General features: G+C 58.9%; 14 protein-coding genes. 9 read left to right on the forward strand and 5 right to left on the reverse strand.

All coding sequences use genetic code 11. The annotated features are described in order from the left end of the window. The first annotated feature begins 52 nt into the window (after positions 1 to 52). On the forward strand, positions 53 to 790 hold the full coding sequence (locus AC13DJ_RS14895; protein WP_482933033.1) for a DUF3108 domain-containing protein: 738 nt from the start codon (positions 53 to 55) through the stop codon (positions 788 to 790). Here the strand turns inward: AC13DJ_RS14895 and AC13DJ_RS14900 are convergent. The 4 genes from AC13DJ_RS14900 to apbC form a co-directional block, all read right to left on the reverse strand. Continuing rightward, positions 781 to 2,064, reverse strand: coding sequence for a valine--pyruvate transaminase (locus tag AC13DJ_RS14900; RefSeq protein WP_482933034.1), 1,284 nt, complete (start codon positions 2,062 to 2,064; stop codon positions 781 to 783). The genes AC13DJ_RS14895 and AC13DJ_RS14900 overlap by 10 nt on opposite strands. A 77-nt stretch (positions 2,065 to 2,141) precedes the next feature. Further along, positions 2,142 to 2,741, reverse strand: a complete 600-nt coding sequence (locus AC13DJ_RS14905) for a YjaG family protein (RefSeq protein WP_482933035.1) — start codon at positions 2,739 to 2,741, stop codon at positions 2,142 to 2,144. After that, positions 2,738 to 3,304: a dCTP deaminase gene (dcd, locus tag AC13DJ_RS14910; protein ID WP_022990087.1), complete on the reverse strand. Its 567-nt coding sequence runs from the start codon at positions 3,302 to 3,304 to the stop codon at positions 2,738 to 2,740. Before dcd ends, AC13DJ_RS14905 begins: the two co-directional genes overlap by 4 nt. A 326-nt stretch (positions 3,305 to 3,630) precedes the next feature. Continuing rightward, the gene (apbC, locus tag AC13DJ_RS14915; protein WP_482933036.1) at positions 3,631 to 4,731 is read right to left on the reverse strand and encodes an iron-sulfur cluster carrier protein ApbC; all 1,101 of its coding nucleotides are present in this window, start codon (positions 4,729 to 4,731) and stop codon (positions 3,631 to 3,633) included. Positions 4,732 to 4,908: 177 nt separating this feature from the next. Between apbC and metG the strand changes: the two genes are divergently transcribed. Genes metG through nth form a run of 8 tightly spaced genes read left to right on the forward strand, consistent with a single transcriptional unit; the run spans position 4,909 to position 13,113 of the window. Then, entirely contained in the window at positions 4,909 to 6,945 is a 2,037-nt protein-coding gene (gene metG / locus AC13DJ_RS14920) for a methionine--tRNA ligase (RefSeq protein WP_482933037.1), read from the forward strand. A 22-nt stretch (positions 6,946 to 6,967) separates the two neighbouring features. Beyond that, complete coding sequence (rsxA, locus tag AC13DJ_RS14925; RefSeq protein ID WP_022990084.1) at positions 6,968 to 7,549, forward strand: electron transport complex subunit RsxA; 582 nt, start codon at positions 6,968 to 6,970, stop codon at positions 7,547 to 7,549. A gap of 15 nt (positions 7,550 to 7,564) precedes the next feature. Next, positions 7,565 to 8,143: an electron transport complex subunit RsxB gene (gene rsxB, locus AC13DJ_RS14930; protein ID WP_482933038.1), complete on the forward strand. Its 579-nt coding sequence runs from the start codon at positions 7,565 to 7,567 to the stop codon at positions 8,141 to 8,143. Beyond that, on the forward strand, positions 8,143 to 10,008 hold the full coding sequence (gene rsxC, locus AC13DJ_RS14935; protein ID WP_482933039.1) for an electron transport complex subunit RsxC: 1,866 nt from the start codon (positions 8,143 to 8,145) through the stop codon (positions 10,006 to 10,008). The genes rsxB and rsxC overlap by 1 nt, the downstream gene beginning before the upstream one ends. Positions 10,009 to 10,029: 21 nt before the next feature. After that, a complete protein-coding gene (rsxD, locus tag AC13DJ_RS14940) occupies positions 10,030 to 11,082 on the forward strand; it encodes an electron transport complex subunit RsxD (RefSeq protein ID WP_482936982.1) in 1,053 nt (350 codons plus the stop codon). Between the two features lie 2 nt (positions 11,083 to 11,084). Continuing rightward, complete coding sequence (rsxG, locus tag AC13DJ_RS14945; protein WP_482933041.1) at positions 11,085 to 11,738, forward strand: electron transport complex subunit RsxG; 654 nt, start codon at positions 11,085 to 11,087, stop codon at positions 11,736 to 11,738. 1 nt (position 11,739) lies between these two features. Further along, a complete protein-coding gene (locus tag AC13DJ_RS14950) occupies positions 11,740 to 12,456 on the forward strand; it encodes an electron transport complex subunit E (protein ID WP_482933042.1) in 717 nt (238 codons plus the stop codon). Positions 12,457 to 12,474: 18 nt separating this feature from the next. After that, positions 12,475 to 13,113: an endonuclease III gene (gene nth / locus AC13DJ_RS14955; RefSeq protein WP_474540770.1), complete on the forward strand. Its 639-nt coding sequence runs from the start codon at positions 12,475 to 12,477 to the stop codon at positions 13,111 to 13,113. A 71-nt stretch (positions 13,114 to 13,184) separates the two neighbouring features. On the opposite strand, the gene AC13DJ_RS14960 is transcribed toward nth, so the two are convergent. Beyond that, complete coding sequence (locus tag AC13DJ_RS14960) at positions 13,185 to 13,760, reverse strand: chalcone isomerase family protein (protein WP_022990077.1); 576 nt, start codon at positions 13,758 to 13,760, stop codon at positions 13,185 to 13,187. Positions 13,761 to 13,828 lie beyond the last annotated feature (68 nt).

The following is a 13,828-nucleotide window of genomic DNA, read 5'->3' on the forward strand; positions in this document are numbered from 1 at the left end:
CACCGGGAGCAGCTAGACTGTCGCAAGCATAGACAGAGAAAGAGGCAACCGGATGCAAAGAAACCCAGACGTCACCAGAACTTCCGCCCTGCTGGCCGGGCTTTTGTCCGGCCTGCTTGCACTCTCCGCCAGCGCTGCCGACGCCAGCCCTGAGCTTACCCCGTACGAAGCCAGCTACACCGCTTCCATGTCAAAGGGTGTCAGCCTGAACGGCGAAGGCGTGCGCACACTGACCGACCAGAGCAACAACGTCTGGCTGTACCGTACAGACGTTGACTCCTTCATTGCCGATATCGACGAATCACTGATCTTCAAGTGGCAGGACGGCCAGGTCATTCCCCTGCGCTATCGCTACCGGTTGTCAGGATTTCTGATTAAAGATCGCGAACAGGCCATCGATTTCGACTGGCAGAAAGGTATGGCCAGGGGCTCTTACCGGGGCGAGTCGTTCAACGTTGAGCTGAGGGAAGGCACCCTGGACCCGCTGGGCTACCAGCTGCAACTGCACCAGGACCTGAAAGCAGGCAAACGGGACGTCACCTACCATGTGCTCGACAAGGGTGACTACGATGAAGACCGGTTCTCGGTGATTGATGAAGACAGCCTGAGCGACCGGGGCCGCACCATGAACACCCTGAAAGCGGAAAAGGTTCGCGGCGAGAATGCCCGACGCCAGACCCTGATGTGGTTTGATCCGGCCCAGGACTACTTGCTAGTCCGACTGCTACAGGTAGAGCCGGACGGCAGCGAATACGAACTGAAGCTTAGAGATGCCCGGGTTCAGGACTGACCGGCCCGGCCGAACTCCCGCCATACCGCTTTGACCTCATCCGCAATGATGCGCAGGCCTTCCGCGACCTGTGCATCATCCTGGGAGTAGGTAACCCGCAAGCATTCGTGACGATGCTTCCAGTCGTCATCCGGCAGGCCCGGGAAGAAATAGTGCCCGGACACCACCAGCACACCCCGCTCTTTCAGGCGCTGATACAGCTCCAGGCTGGAAATCGGCAAATCCGGAAACCATAGCCACAGGAACATGGCACCTTCCGGTTTGTGGATGTACCAACGGCAGCTGTCTTCGCCCATAGCGTCACGGAACGCTGCCACGGCCTTTTCCATTTTCGCCTTATAGAAGGGGCACACCACATCCCGGCTGAGGGACAGGATTTCGCCAGACCGAACCAGTGGCTCCGCCAGCATGGCGCCAAAGCTGCCAGTGGCCAGGTTCATGATGGCATTGATGCCGGACAACGCCTTGATAATGGGTTCTGCGGCAATCACCATACCGGTGCGGGCAGCCGGCAAGCCGAGCTTGGACAGGCTCAGGCACAGAATGATCTGCTCGTTCCAGGTGGGCTGCGCATCCACAAACAGCAGGCTCGGGAACGGCGTACCGTAGGCGCCATCGACAATCAGCGGAATATCCTGCTGCCGGGCCATTTCTTCGAGCCGGGCCAGCTCTTCATCGGTGATGACATTACCGGTGGGATTGGTGGGCCGGGAGACACAGATCGCACCAGTTTCACCCGTAACCTCCACCGCATCAAAATCCACCCGGTATTTGAATTCGTGGGCATCGGTAAATGAAATGTCCGGCTGCACGGCCCGGAACAAGTCTGCATCAATGCCCGCATCGGCATAGCCGATGTATTCCGGCGCCAGTGGCAGCAGGATGTGCTTGCGCTGGCCCTCGCCATATTCACCGCCAAACATGTTGAACAACATGAAGAAGGCGGCCTGGCTGCCGTTGGTCAGGGCGATGTTTTCCGGCTTCAGGCCCCAGTTGTATTCCTTGTTCAGCAACTCCGCCAGCGAGGCAATGAACTGCTTCTCACCCTGAGGGGGATCGTAGATACCCACCAGCCGGCGCACCTGCTCTTCGTCTGCCGCCATACCCGCCAGGATTTCCTGCACCCGCTCTTGAATCTCCGGGATGTGCCCGGGATTACCACCACCCATCATGATCATTCCCTCGCCGGAGGCCATGGCATTGCCAAGGTCATCCATCAGGGAGGTGATACCGGCGTCGGCGGTAAATTTACGACCAAAAGCAGAGAGTTTCATGGCAGTTATCCGTTCAACAGGCAATTCAACAGGCAATTCAACAGGTAGCTAACAAGTTTAGTCTGAGCCGGAACGGCTCAGCTATCGAGGGAAATACCGAGATTGCTGACGCCGTCGTTGGCGGCCTCGGCCTTGAGTTCGGCAATGAAGTCTTCCCGGGGCGTGCGCTGGCGCTTGAGGGCGAGCACGGTGTCACGCTGGAACAGCTTATCTTCTTTGAGCAGGGGATGGTGCTCGAACATGCGGATCAGTTCATCGTCATCCATGCCCTCACCTTCGGACATTTCGACGAAGTCCATCACGGTCTTGGTGGCCAGCTGCGATGCTTCGGTTGCCCGATGCTTGTTGGGGTTCAGGCGGTTGAGCAGGGCCTGCTCCAGCAACTGGTAGAAGTCGAAGGCCGGGTATACGCCGTAGGCATCGTACTCGCCGACATTCGGGCTCAGGGTTTCAAGCTTGCTCAGCAGCTGGGGGATGGCCGCTTCGGATGCGTCTTTTTGCAGCATGCCCCAGGCAAGGTCGAGCAGCTGGCGCATTTTGCCGCCGCTTTTCATGCCTACGGCGTCTGCAAACAGGGCGTAGTTGGGGAAGGCCCGTTCGGCCAGGGTCAGCAGGAAGGCGCATTCGCGCCAGCCCTGCAGTTGTGAGACGGCTTTAAGAAACTGGTTGGCGTTCATGTCCTGGGCAGGGTCACGCCGGTCTGGCCAAGGTACTTGCCGCCGCGGTCTTTGTAGCTGGTTTCACAGATTTCGTCGGATTCGAAGAACAGCATCTGGGCCACACCTTCGTTGGCGTAGATTTTCGCCGGCAGGTTGGTGGTGTTGGAAAATTCGAGGGTTACCTGGCCTTCCCACTCCGGCTCCAGCGGGGTGACGTTCACGATGATGCCGCAGCGGGCATAGGTGCTTTTGCCAAGGCAGATAGTGAGCACACTTCTGGGGATGCGGAAGTATTCTACGGTGCGCGCCAGGGCGAAGCTGTTCGGGGGGATGATGCAGACGTCGCCGGTGTAGTTGACGAAGCTGTTTTCATCGAAGTTTTTGGGGTCTACGGTGGCGCTGTGGACGTTGGTAAAAATTTTGAATTCGTTGCTGCAACGTACGTCGTAGCCGTAGCTTGAGGTGCCGTAGGAGATGACTCGGCCTTTTTCGTTTTCCCGAACTTGTCCGGCTTCGAAGGGTTCGATCATGCCGTGTTGTTCGGACATCCGGCGGATCCACTTGTCGGATTTGATGCTCATGGTGAATTCTCGTTTCCAGCTGGGAAAAATTGGGGCGTAGTTTACCTTGTCCCTTGGTGCCTGTCGAAGGCTTCCAAAAAAGCTACGACGGGGGCTGCGGCATCAGGCCCTTCTGTCCAAAAACCGCTACGAGCACCCGCAAGCGGGTCCAGCCAGCAATCACAGATTGCTGTCGTTCGGCTGCGCATGAAGCTCCGCTTCATAAACGCTTGCCTCACCCCTGTGCGCTTCTCTCCGGCCATCCATGGCCTCCGACATTTTTGGACAGAAGGGCCTGATGCCGCGAACAGACTACGGAGCTGGAGTCCCTCTATACCTGATTCTGGTCAATGCTCCGTTACAGATACACTGGAAATCGTCCCACCAAGATTCCGCTCCCGGGTAGACAGCTCAGCACCCACCCTTCTCACGATATCAAGATACCGCCTCGCCACTTCGGAATCTGGCTCAGCAACAACCGTGGGTGAGCCGCTGTCGGTCTGTTCCCGGATGGTCATGTGCAGGGGCAGCTGGCCCAGCAGGACGGTTTGGTATTCTTCTGCGATGCGTTCGCCGCCGCCGTGGCCGAAGAGGGGTTCTTCGTGGCCGCAGTTGGAGCAGATGTGAACGCTCATGTTTTCGACGACGCCGATCACCGGGATGTCGACTTTGCGGAACATTTCGATGCCTTTTTTGCCGTCCAGCAGGGCGATGTCTTGCGGGGTGGTGACGATGACGGCGCCGGTTACCGGGACTTTCTGGCCGAGGGTGAGCTGGATGTCGCCGGTGCCCGGGGGCATGTCGACAATGAGGTAGTCGAGTTCATCCCACAGGGTTTGCTGGAGCAGTTGCATAACGGCGCCGCTGACCATGGGGCCGCGCCAGGCCATGGGGGTTTTGTCGGTGGTGACGAAGGCCATGGAGTTGGCTTGCAGGCCGTGGGCTTTGATGGGTACGAAGTATTTGTTTTCGCGTACGTCCGGGCGCTGGCCTTCGGGGACGCCGAGCATCATGCCGATGCTGGGGCCGTAGATATCGGCGTCGAGGATGCCCACTCTTGCGCCTTCGGCTTGCAGGGCCAGGGCGAGGTTGACCGCTGTGGTAGATTTGCCCACGCCTCCCTTGCCGGAGGCTACCGCGATGATGTTTTTCACGCCCGGTACGGCCGGGAGGTCTTTGTTGATTTTGCAGGCGTGGATTTTCTGGCCCACGTGGACTTCGGCGCTTTCAACGCCGGCGACAAATTCCAGGGCATTGGCGACGATCTGTTTCAGGCCGCCGGCGATGCCTTTTGAAGGGTATGGCAACTCGACCATCAGGGTGACTTTGCCCTGTTCGTCTGCGCTCAGGCTTTTTACCGCGCCCAGTTCGTAGAGGTCTTTGTTCAGGTACGGGTCCCGGTATTCTTTTACGGCGGCCTCAAGGGCCTGTTGGGATATCTGGGTCATCGGGGTCTCCGGAATAAGCACATAAGCTTGATTGCAGGTGAAAAATGATGGCTTGGAAGGTATCATCTGTGGCCGTTTCTGACCATACGGGGTCTTCACCTGGAGCAAGCGGTTGCCGATGCTCCTGGGCCCTGTTTGTCTTTCCAACCCGTATCAACATAAGGTTCGGACATCACCATGACGCAAGCGAGCAAGCAACAGCGCGATATTCTGGTTACCAGCGCCCTGCCCTACGCCAACGGGCCCATTCACCTGGGGCACCTGCTGGAATACATTCAGACCGACATCTGGGTGCGCTACCAGAACATGCGGGGCCACAACTGCTACTACGTTTGCGCCGACGATGCCCACGGTACCGCCATCATGCTGCGGGCCGAGCGTGAGGGCATTACCCCCGAAGAGCTGATTGACCGGATTCGCCAGGAGCATCAGGAAGATTTTGCCGGCTTCCACATCCGCTTCGACAATTACTATTCCACGCACTCGGAGGAGAACCAGTATTTCTCCGAGTACATTTACCGCCAGATCCAGGAAAACGGGAATATTGCGACCCGCAAGATTACCCAGTTCTTCGATCCTGAAAAGGAAATGTTCCTGGCGGACCGGTTCATCAAGGGCACCTGCCCCAAGTGCAAGACTGATGACCAGTACGGCGATAACTGTGAAGCCTGTGGTGCCACCTATACCCCGGCGGAGCTGATCAACCCGCGCTCTGCGGTCTCCGGCGCTACGCCGGTGGAGAAGGAATCCGAGCACTATTTCTTCAAGCTGCCGGAGTTCCACGACTTCCTGAGCAAGTGGACCCGCAGTGGTGCCCTGCAGCCACAGGTGGCCAACAAGCTGGCCGAGTGGCTGGATGCCGGGCTCCAGGAGTGGGACATTAGCCGTGATGCGCCCTACTTTGGTTTCGAGATCCCGGATGCCCCCGGCAAGTATTTCTATGTCTGGCTGGACGCCCCGATTGGCTACCTCGCCAGCTTCAAGGACCTGTGCAACCGGGAAGGCATCGATTTCGAACATTTCTGGAAGAAAGATTCCACCGCCGAGGTGTACCACTTCATCGGCAAGGACATCATCAACTTCCACGCCCTGTTCTGGCCGTCCATGCTGCACGATGCCGGTTTCCGTACCCCGACCGCGGTTTGGGCCCACGGCTTCGTGACGGTAAACGGCAAGAAAATGTCCAAGTCCCGCGGTACCTTCATCATGGCCCGCACCTACCTGGATCACCTGGACCCGGAATACCTGCGTTACTACTTCGCCGCCAAGCTGACCGGTGGCGTTGATGACATGGACCTGAACCTGGAAGACTTTGCCGCACGGGTGAACTCGGACCTGGTCGGCAAGGTGGTGAACATCGCCAGCCGCAGTGCCGGTTTCATTACCAAGCGCTTCGACGGCAAGCTGGGCAAGGTCACCGAGCAGGACAAACTGAAAGAGTTTATCGATGCCGGTGAGCAGATCGCCGAGTTCTACGAAGCCCGCGAATTCGGCCGCGCCATGCGCCGGATCATGGAGCTGGCAGACATTGCTAACCAGTATGTGAACGATGAGCAGCCCTGGGTGATTGCCAAGCAGGAAGGCCAGGACGACAAGCTGCAGGCCATCTGCACCAACGCCCTGAACATGTTCCGCCTGCTGATGACTTACCTGGCACCGGTGCTGCCGAAGACAGCAGATGCCGCGCAGTCGTTCCTGAACTCCCGCCTGGACTGGAACAACCGCGCCGCCCTGCTGGAAAATCACGGCATCGACAAGTTCAAGCCGCTGATGAACCGGGTGGATATGGCGCAGATTGAGAAAATGCTGGACGCTTCGAAAGAAGAAATGCCGGCAGCCGTCGGTCAGCCCTCAGCGGCGCCGGCCGCAGACCTGGAACCTGTGGCTGAGGAAATCGAATTCCCCGACTTTGCCAAGGTGGACCTGCGGGTCGTTAAGATCGTCAAAGCCGAGCATGTGGAAGGCGCAGACAAGCTTCTTCGCCTGACACTTGATATAGGCCATGGCGAACGCAACGTGTTTGCTGGTATCAAGTCCGCCTACAAACCGGAAGATCTGGAAGGCCGTATGACCGTGATGGTGGCCAACCTGAAACCCCGGAAAATGAAGTTCGGCATGTCTGAAGGTATGGTTCTGGCCGCAGGCCCGGGTGGCAAAGAGATTTTCATCCTGTCTCCGGATTCCGGCGCCACACCCGGCATGCGGGTAATGTAAGCAGCAAGGCTGAGACGCTCCGATGACAGAGTATTTGCTGATACTGGTCAGCACCATTCTGGTGAACAACTTCGTGCTGGTGCAGTTTCTGGGACTGTGCCCCTTCATGGGGGTTTCCGGGAAACTGGAAACCGCCATGGGTATGTCGCTGGCGACCACGTTTGTGCTGACTCTGTCGTCGGTGTGCAGCTATCTGGCCTATACCTATCTGCTGGCACCGCTGGACCTGGCTTTCCTGAAAACCATCACCTTCATCCTGGTAATTGCGGTGGTGGTTCAGTTTACCGAAATGGTGGTGCGCAAAACCAGCCCCTTGCTGTACCGGGTACTCGGTATTTTTCTGCCGCTGATTACCACCAACTGCGCGGTTCTGGGCGTGGCCCTGCTTAACCTGAATAAAAACAACAACTTCGTTGAATCCGTGCTGTACGGCTTTGGCGCAGCGGCCGGTTTCTCCCTGGTGCTGGTGCTGTTTGCGGCCATGCGCGAGCGGATTGCCGTGTCTGATGTACCGGTTGCCTTTCGTGGCGCCGCCATTGGTATGATTACCGCAGGTCTCATGTCGCTGGCGTTTCTGGGCTTTACCGGCCTGGTTACGGTCTGACGGAGCAGTTGTTTTATGTGGACAAGCTTTCTGATTGCCGTTGTGGTTCTGCTGGCACTGGCGCTGGTCTTTGGCGGGTTGCTGGGGTTTGCCGCTGAGCGGTTCAGGGTTGAAGGCAATCCGCTGGTAGACCAGATCGATTCACTGTTGCCGCAGACCCAGTGCGGCCAGTGCGGCTTCCCCGGTTGCCGCCCCTACGCCGAAGCCATCGCCCACGGCGAAGCCATCAACAAGTGCCCGCCAGGCGGCGAAAGCACCATCAAGGCCATGGCAGACCTGCTGGACGTAGAACCCCAGCCCCTGGACGCCGAACACGGCGTTGAACACGCCAAGCGTGTCGCAGTCATTCGTGAAGATGAATGCATCGGCTGCACCAAGTGTATTCAGGCCTGCCCGGTAGACGCCATCCTCGGGGCCGCCAAGCATATGCACACCGTCATCGAAAGCGAATGCACCGGCTGCGACCTGTGCGTAGAGCCCTGCCCCGTTGACTGCATCGACATGGTCACCCTGGAACCGAATATCCGCACCTGGACCTGGACACCACCGAAACCCAACCTGATTGCCACGGACCGCCAGGGAGCCAGCACCTGATGACTCAGCTGTGGAATTTCGCCGGTGGCATTCATCCGCCGGAAAACAAGCACCAGTCCACCACTCGCTCCATTCAGCAAGCAGGCATTCCTGAGCGACTGGTTCTGCCCCTGCAGCAGCACATCGGGGAGCCTGCAGAAGTGGTCGTCAACGTTGGCGACCAGGTACTCAAAGGCCAGGTTGTGGCCGATGTTACTTCAGGAATGGGCGTGCCGGTACACGCCCCTACCTCCGGCACCATTGAAGCTGTCGAGCAGCTGCCGGTGCCGCACCCATCTGGCATGTCCGACTGGTGCGTGGTTCTGAAGCCTGATGGCGAAGACCGGTGGACAGAGCTGTCCCCGATTTCCGACTACAAGCTGATGGACCGGGAACAGGTTCTGCAGGTCATCCGGAATGCCGGCATTGCCGGTATGGGTGGCGCAGGCTTCCCCACCGACATCAAGCTGCGTCCGCCAAGGGACCGCAAGGTTGAAACCCTGATCCTGAACGGTGCCGAATGCGAGCCCTACATCACCGCCGACGACTTGACCATGCGCGAGCATGCCGCCGAAGTGGTGTCCGGCATGCAGGTAATGGCCTGGATTCTTCGCCCTGCCCGCTGCGTGATCGGCATTGAAGACAACAAACCTGACGCCATTGCCGCCATGCAGGCAGCGGTTCAGGGCACACAAATCGAAATTGCGGTGATCCCCACCAAGTATCCTTCCGGTGGTGAAAAGCAACTGATCGAAATCCTGACCGGCCTGGAAGTACCCAGTGGCGGCATTCCTGCAGATGTCGGCGTGATGTGCCAGAACATCGGTACCTCGCTGGCTGTCTCCAGGGCGGTTTTTGAAGGCAAGCCCCTGATTTCCCGCGTGGTCACCCTGACCGGTGAAGCACTGCAACAGCCCGGCAACGTAGAAGCGCTGATCGGCACACCCATAAGTTATCTGCTGGCACAGGCCGGGCTGCGGCCGGAACAGCTCAACCGCCTGGTGCTGGGCGGGCCCATGATGGGCTATACCCTGCACTCAGATGACGTGCCGGTGGTAAAAACATCCAACTGCGTGATTGCAGCAACTGCCGGGGAACTGCCAGCTCCACCTCCGGAACAACCTTGTATCCGCTGCGGCCAGTGTGCGCTTGCCTGCCCCATGGAGTTGTTGCCACAACAACTGTTCTGGCACGCCAAGGCCGCCGAGTTCGAGAAAGCCGAGCACCTGAACCTGTTCGATTGTATCGAGTGCGGCGCCTGCTCCTACGTGTGCCCTAGCTCAATCCCGCTGGTGCAGTATTACCGGTACGCCAAGGGCGAAATCCGCCAGCAGCGTGCAGAGCAGCTGAAATCCGACCATGCCCGGGAACGTTTCGAAGCCCGCCAGGCCCGCCTTGAGCGGGAGCAGCAAGAGAAGGAACAGCGCCGAAAGGAACGGGCCAGGGCCGCTGCAGAAGCCCAGGCAAAGAAACAGGCTGAAGCAGAACAGGCGGCACAGCAGGGCGAAGCCGTGGACGACCGTGCCGCCAAGGCCGCCCTGGTGCAGCAGGCGCTGGAGCGGAAAAAGGCCAAGGCCGCCAAAACCGCAGAAGCGGCTGCAGCTACGCCTGCACCGTCTCAAGAGACTGCATCACCCGACACTACAGGGGAAGAGCAGGCGCTGCCGGATATCGAGGCACTGGAGAAGCAGCTTATGCAGGCTCAGGGCAAGCTCGATACCATGCAAGGCATGCTGGAAGAAGCCCGAGCCCAGCAGGCCGACAACGTGGACAAACTGGAGCGGGCCGTGGCCAAGAACCACGACCGGGTACAGCGAGCCGAACAGGCCCTGGCTGATGCCCGAAACGTTCTCGCTGAGCAAACCGGCTCCGAGGCATCCGAATAACCCATTGCAGGCTTATTGTTCATGGCATTAGTTCAACAGTCGTCACCCCATGCCCACAACGCCCGCCCTACGTCACGGGTCATGCTCTGGGTCATTCTTGCCGCCCTGCCCGGCCTGCTGGCCCAGACCCTGTTTTTCGGCTGGGGTAACCTGATCAATGTGGTGTGGTGTATCGCACTGGCACTGGCGGCCGAAGCCGCCATTCTGAAACTCCGCGGCAAGCCGGTGGCGTTTTTCCTGAAAGACAATACCGCGGCGGTAACCGGATTGCTGCTGGGCCTGTCCCTGCCGCAGTTTGCCCCCTGGTGGGTCTCCGGCATTGCGGTGATTACCGCCATCGTGGTGGCCAAGCAGCTATACGGCGGGCTCGGCTCCAACCCGTTCAATCCGGCCATGGTCGGCTATGCCCTGGTGCTTATTTCCTTTCCGGTGGCCATGACCACCAACTGGGCACAGGCGGCGACCCTTTGGGGCAATGCTCCCGGATTCGGCGAAACACTCAGCAGCATTTTCTCCGCCAGTCAGACAACGGTCGACGGCTGGACCATGGCTACCCCACTGGATGAGTACAAGCACAAGATTGCCAGCCACACCGCCGCTGAAGTGCTGCAACACCCGACATTCGGCGAGCAGATAGCTGCAGGCTGGGAATGGGTCAACCTGGCCTTCCTGGCCGGTGGCCTGCTACTGGTCGGCCTGAAAATCATCACCTGGCATATTCCCGTGGCGTTTCTGGCAGGTATCGCCCTGATGAGCCTGGCCTTTGGCAGCAACCCGGACCAATACGCGCCCCTGCAACTGCACCTGCTGGCCGGCGGCACCATGCTGGGTGCCTTCTTTATCGCGACCGACCCGGTTTCGGCGGCAACCAGCCACCAGGGCAAGCTGATTTACGGCGCCGGCATCGGGGTGCTCATCTACCTGATTCGCAGTTGGGGTAACTACCCGGACGCCGTCGCCTTCAGCGTACTGCTGATGAATTTTGCCGTTCCGTTTATCGATCATTACACGCCGCCCAGAACCTACGGCCACCACAAGCCCCGGCGCGGCCTGCCGGGCAGGAACGGAGGCTGACCATGAGCACACTGACCACCTCCATCCGTCGCAGCGCTATCGGCCTTGGCCTGTTTGCCGTACTGACCGGCGGCACCATTGCGCTGACCCAGGGCCTCACCAAAGACCGGATTGCCGAGCAGGCCGCCCGGGCCGAGGCAAAAGCCCTGTTCGAGATTATTCCGGAGAGCCGCCACAACAACGACCTGCTGAACAGCGCGGTTGCCCTGCCGGCTGACGAGAGAGCAACGGAAGCCGGGCCGGTACTGGCATGGGTAGCCCGGCAGGATGGCCGCCCGGTGGGCCTGATCTTTCCGGCAGTGGCCCCCGATGGCTATTCCGGTAACATCCACCTGCTGGTAGGCGTAGACCTGGACGGCACGGTACTGGGCGTTCGGGTAACCAGCCACCGGGAAACACCGGGGCTGGGCGATCGTATCGAAACCCGAAAATCAGACTGGGTTTATGATTTCAATGGCCGCTCCCTGAACAATCCCAAGCCCCGGGAGTGGAACGTAAAGAAGAACGGTGGCGTATTTGACCAGTTCACAGGAGCCACCATCACGCCGCGCGCGGTGGTGAAAGCCGTCCAGAAAACGCTGGTGTATTTCCGCAAACACCGGGCCGATATCCGCGAGGCCATTGCCGCCCATCCGCTGTCTGAGGAGCACTCCTGACATGGCTACCAAAACCAACGGAGAGATCATCAAAGACGGGCTGTGGCACAACAACCCGGCGCTGGTTCAGGTGTTAGGCCTGTGCCCCCTGCTGGCGGTGACCAGTACCGTGGTCAACGCCATCGGTCTGGGCATTGCCACCCTGCTGGTGCTGATTGGTTCCAACCTGTCCGTCTCGGTGATCCGGAACTTTGTCAGTGAATCCGTCCGGTTGCCGGCCTTCGTGATGATCATCGCCTCGTTTGTGACCTGTGCAGAACTGCTGATGCAGGCTTTCACTTACGAACTGTACGAAATTCTCGGCATCTTCATCCCGCTGATCGTTACCAACTGTGCCATTCTCGGCCGCGCCGATGCCTTTGCCTCCAAGAACTCACCGCTGCCGGCCATCCTGGATGGTGCCATGATGGGCCTCGGCTTCCTGGCGGTCCTGGTTGTGCTCGGCGGTATGCGGGAACTGCTCGGCCAGGGCACCCTGTTTGCCGACATGCACCTGCTGCTGGGGCCCATGGCAGCCGATTGGGTAGTACGGCCCTTCAACCAGTATCCGGGTATGCTGTTTATGGTGCTGCCGCCCGGCGCTTTCGTAGGCCTTGGCCTGCTGATCGCGTTGAAGAACGGCATCGACAATTACCTGAGCGAACGCCGGAAAGCGGCAGAGCCGGTGGCCGCCACCACAGGCAGCAAACGAGTCCGGGTAACCGGCAACATTTCCTGAAGCTGATTTCGCCTTCCTATGAACAAACAGAAACGCATCGAGATATTTACCCGCCTGCGGGATGCCAACCCCAACCCGACCACGGAGCTTAACTACAGCAATCCGTTCGAGTTGCTGATTGCCGTGATCCTGTCGGCGCAGGCCACCGATGTGGGGGTCAACAAAGCCACCGACAAGCTGTTTCCGGTAGCCAACACCCCGGAAGCTATCTATGCGTTGGGCGTGGACGGCCTGAAGGAGTACATCAAGACCATCGGCCTGTTTAACAGCAAGGCCGAGAACGTCATCAAAACCTGCAAGATCCTGATGGAACAGCACGGCAGTGTGGTGCCGGATAACCGCGAGGCCCTGGAAGCACTGCCCGGAGTCGGCCGGAAAACCGCCAACGTGGTACTGAACACCGCTTTCCGTCAGCCTGCCATGGCGGTAGATACCCACATTTTCCGGGTCTCCAACCGTACCGGTATTGCGCCTGGCAAGAACGTACTGGAGGTGGAAAAGCGGCTGATACGACTGGTGCCCAGGGAATTCCTTATGGACGCCCATCACTGGCTGATCCTGCACGGCCGCTACACCTGTACCGCCCGCAAGCCCAAATGTGGTGCCTGTATTATCGAAGACCTTTGCGAATTCAAGCAAAAGCGGGACTATCAGTAACCAACACTCGCGTCCCCTCAGACACGAAAAAGCCGGCATTCGCCGGCTTTTTCATCACTCCTTCCAGAAACTCAGTTCTGGCCGAGCATTTTGTTTTTCAGGTCTTTCTGGGCCGGCTTGTCCGACAGCCAGATACCAAACAGGGCCTTCTTGAACTCCAGGTCACCTACGGTGTCTTTCTGCTCGCCGTTCTTCAGCACATGCACACCTTCACCCGGCGCATAGACCAGGTCAAAGACGTCGCCTTCCTTGATTTCTTCCTGGAACACGGACATGAACTGGTCGACATCAGACTGGATGGCTGACAGGTCACCGTCGGTGGATGACTTGAAGCCGTCCATGGTGGCTTCGGTCATGCGCTCGCTGGTGATCATGCCGGAGGTGATATGCAGGGTGATTGCCTGAGGCTCGTCGGCGTTAATCACCGCCTGCCCGTCACTGACTTTCTCGGCAACGTACAAGCCACCAACGTACAGATCCATGAACCACTTGGAGCGGGTACCTGCACCGTTCAGTTGCAGTTCCTGGCCCATGGCGGAATAGGTGTCCGGAACATCCACACCGCTTACGGTCAGGGCGTGGGCAGGGGTGGCCAGGGCGCCGGCGAGAATCAGAGATGCAAAACCTGCTGTAAGAGTCTTCTTCATAGTCCTTTCCTTCCTTAAGATCGTTATTATTGAATGCTTCATTCGCACCGGGTCGACACCCGAATTCC

The organism is Marinobacter sp. L-46, from assembly GCF_056859535.1.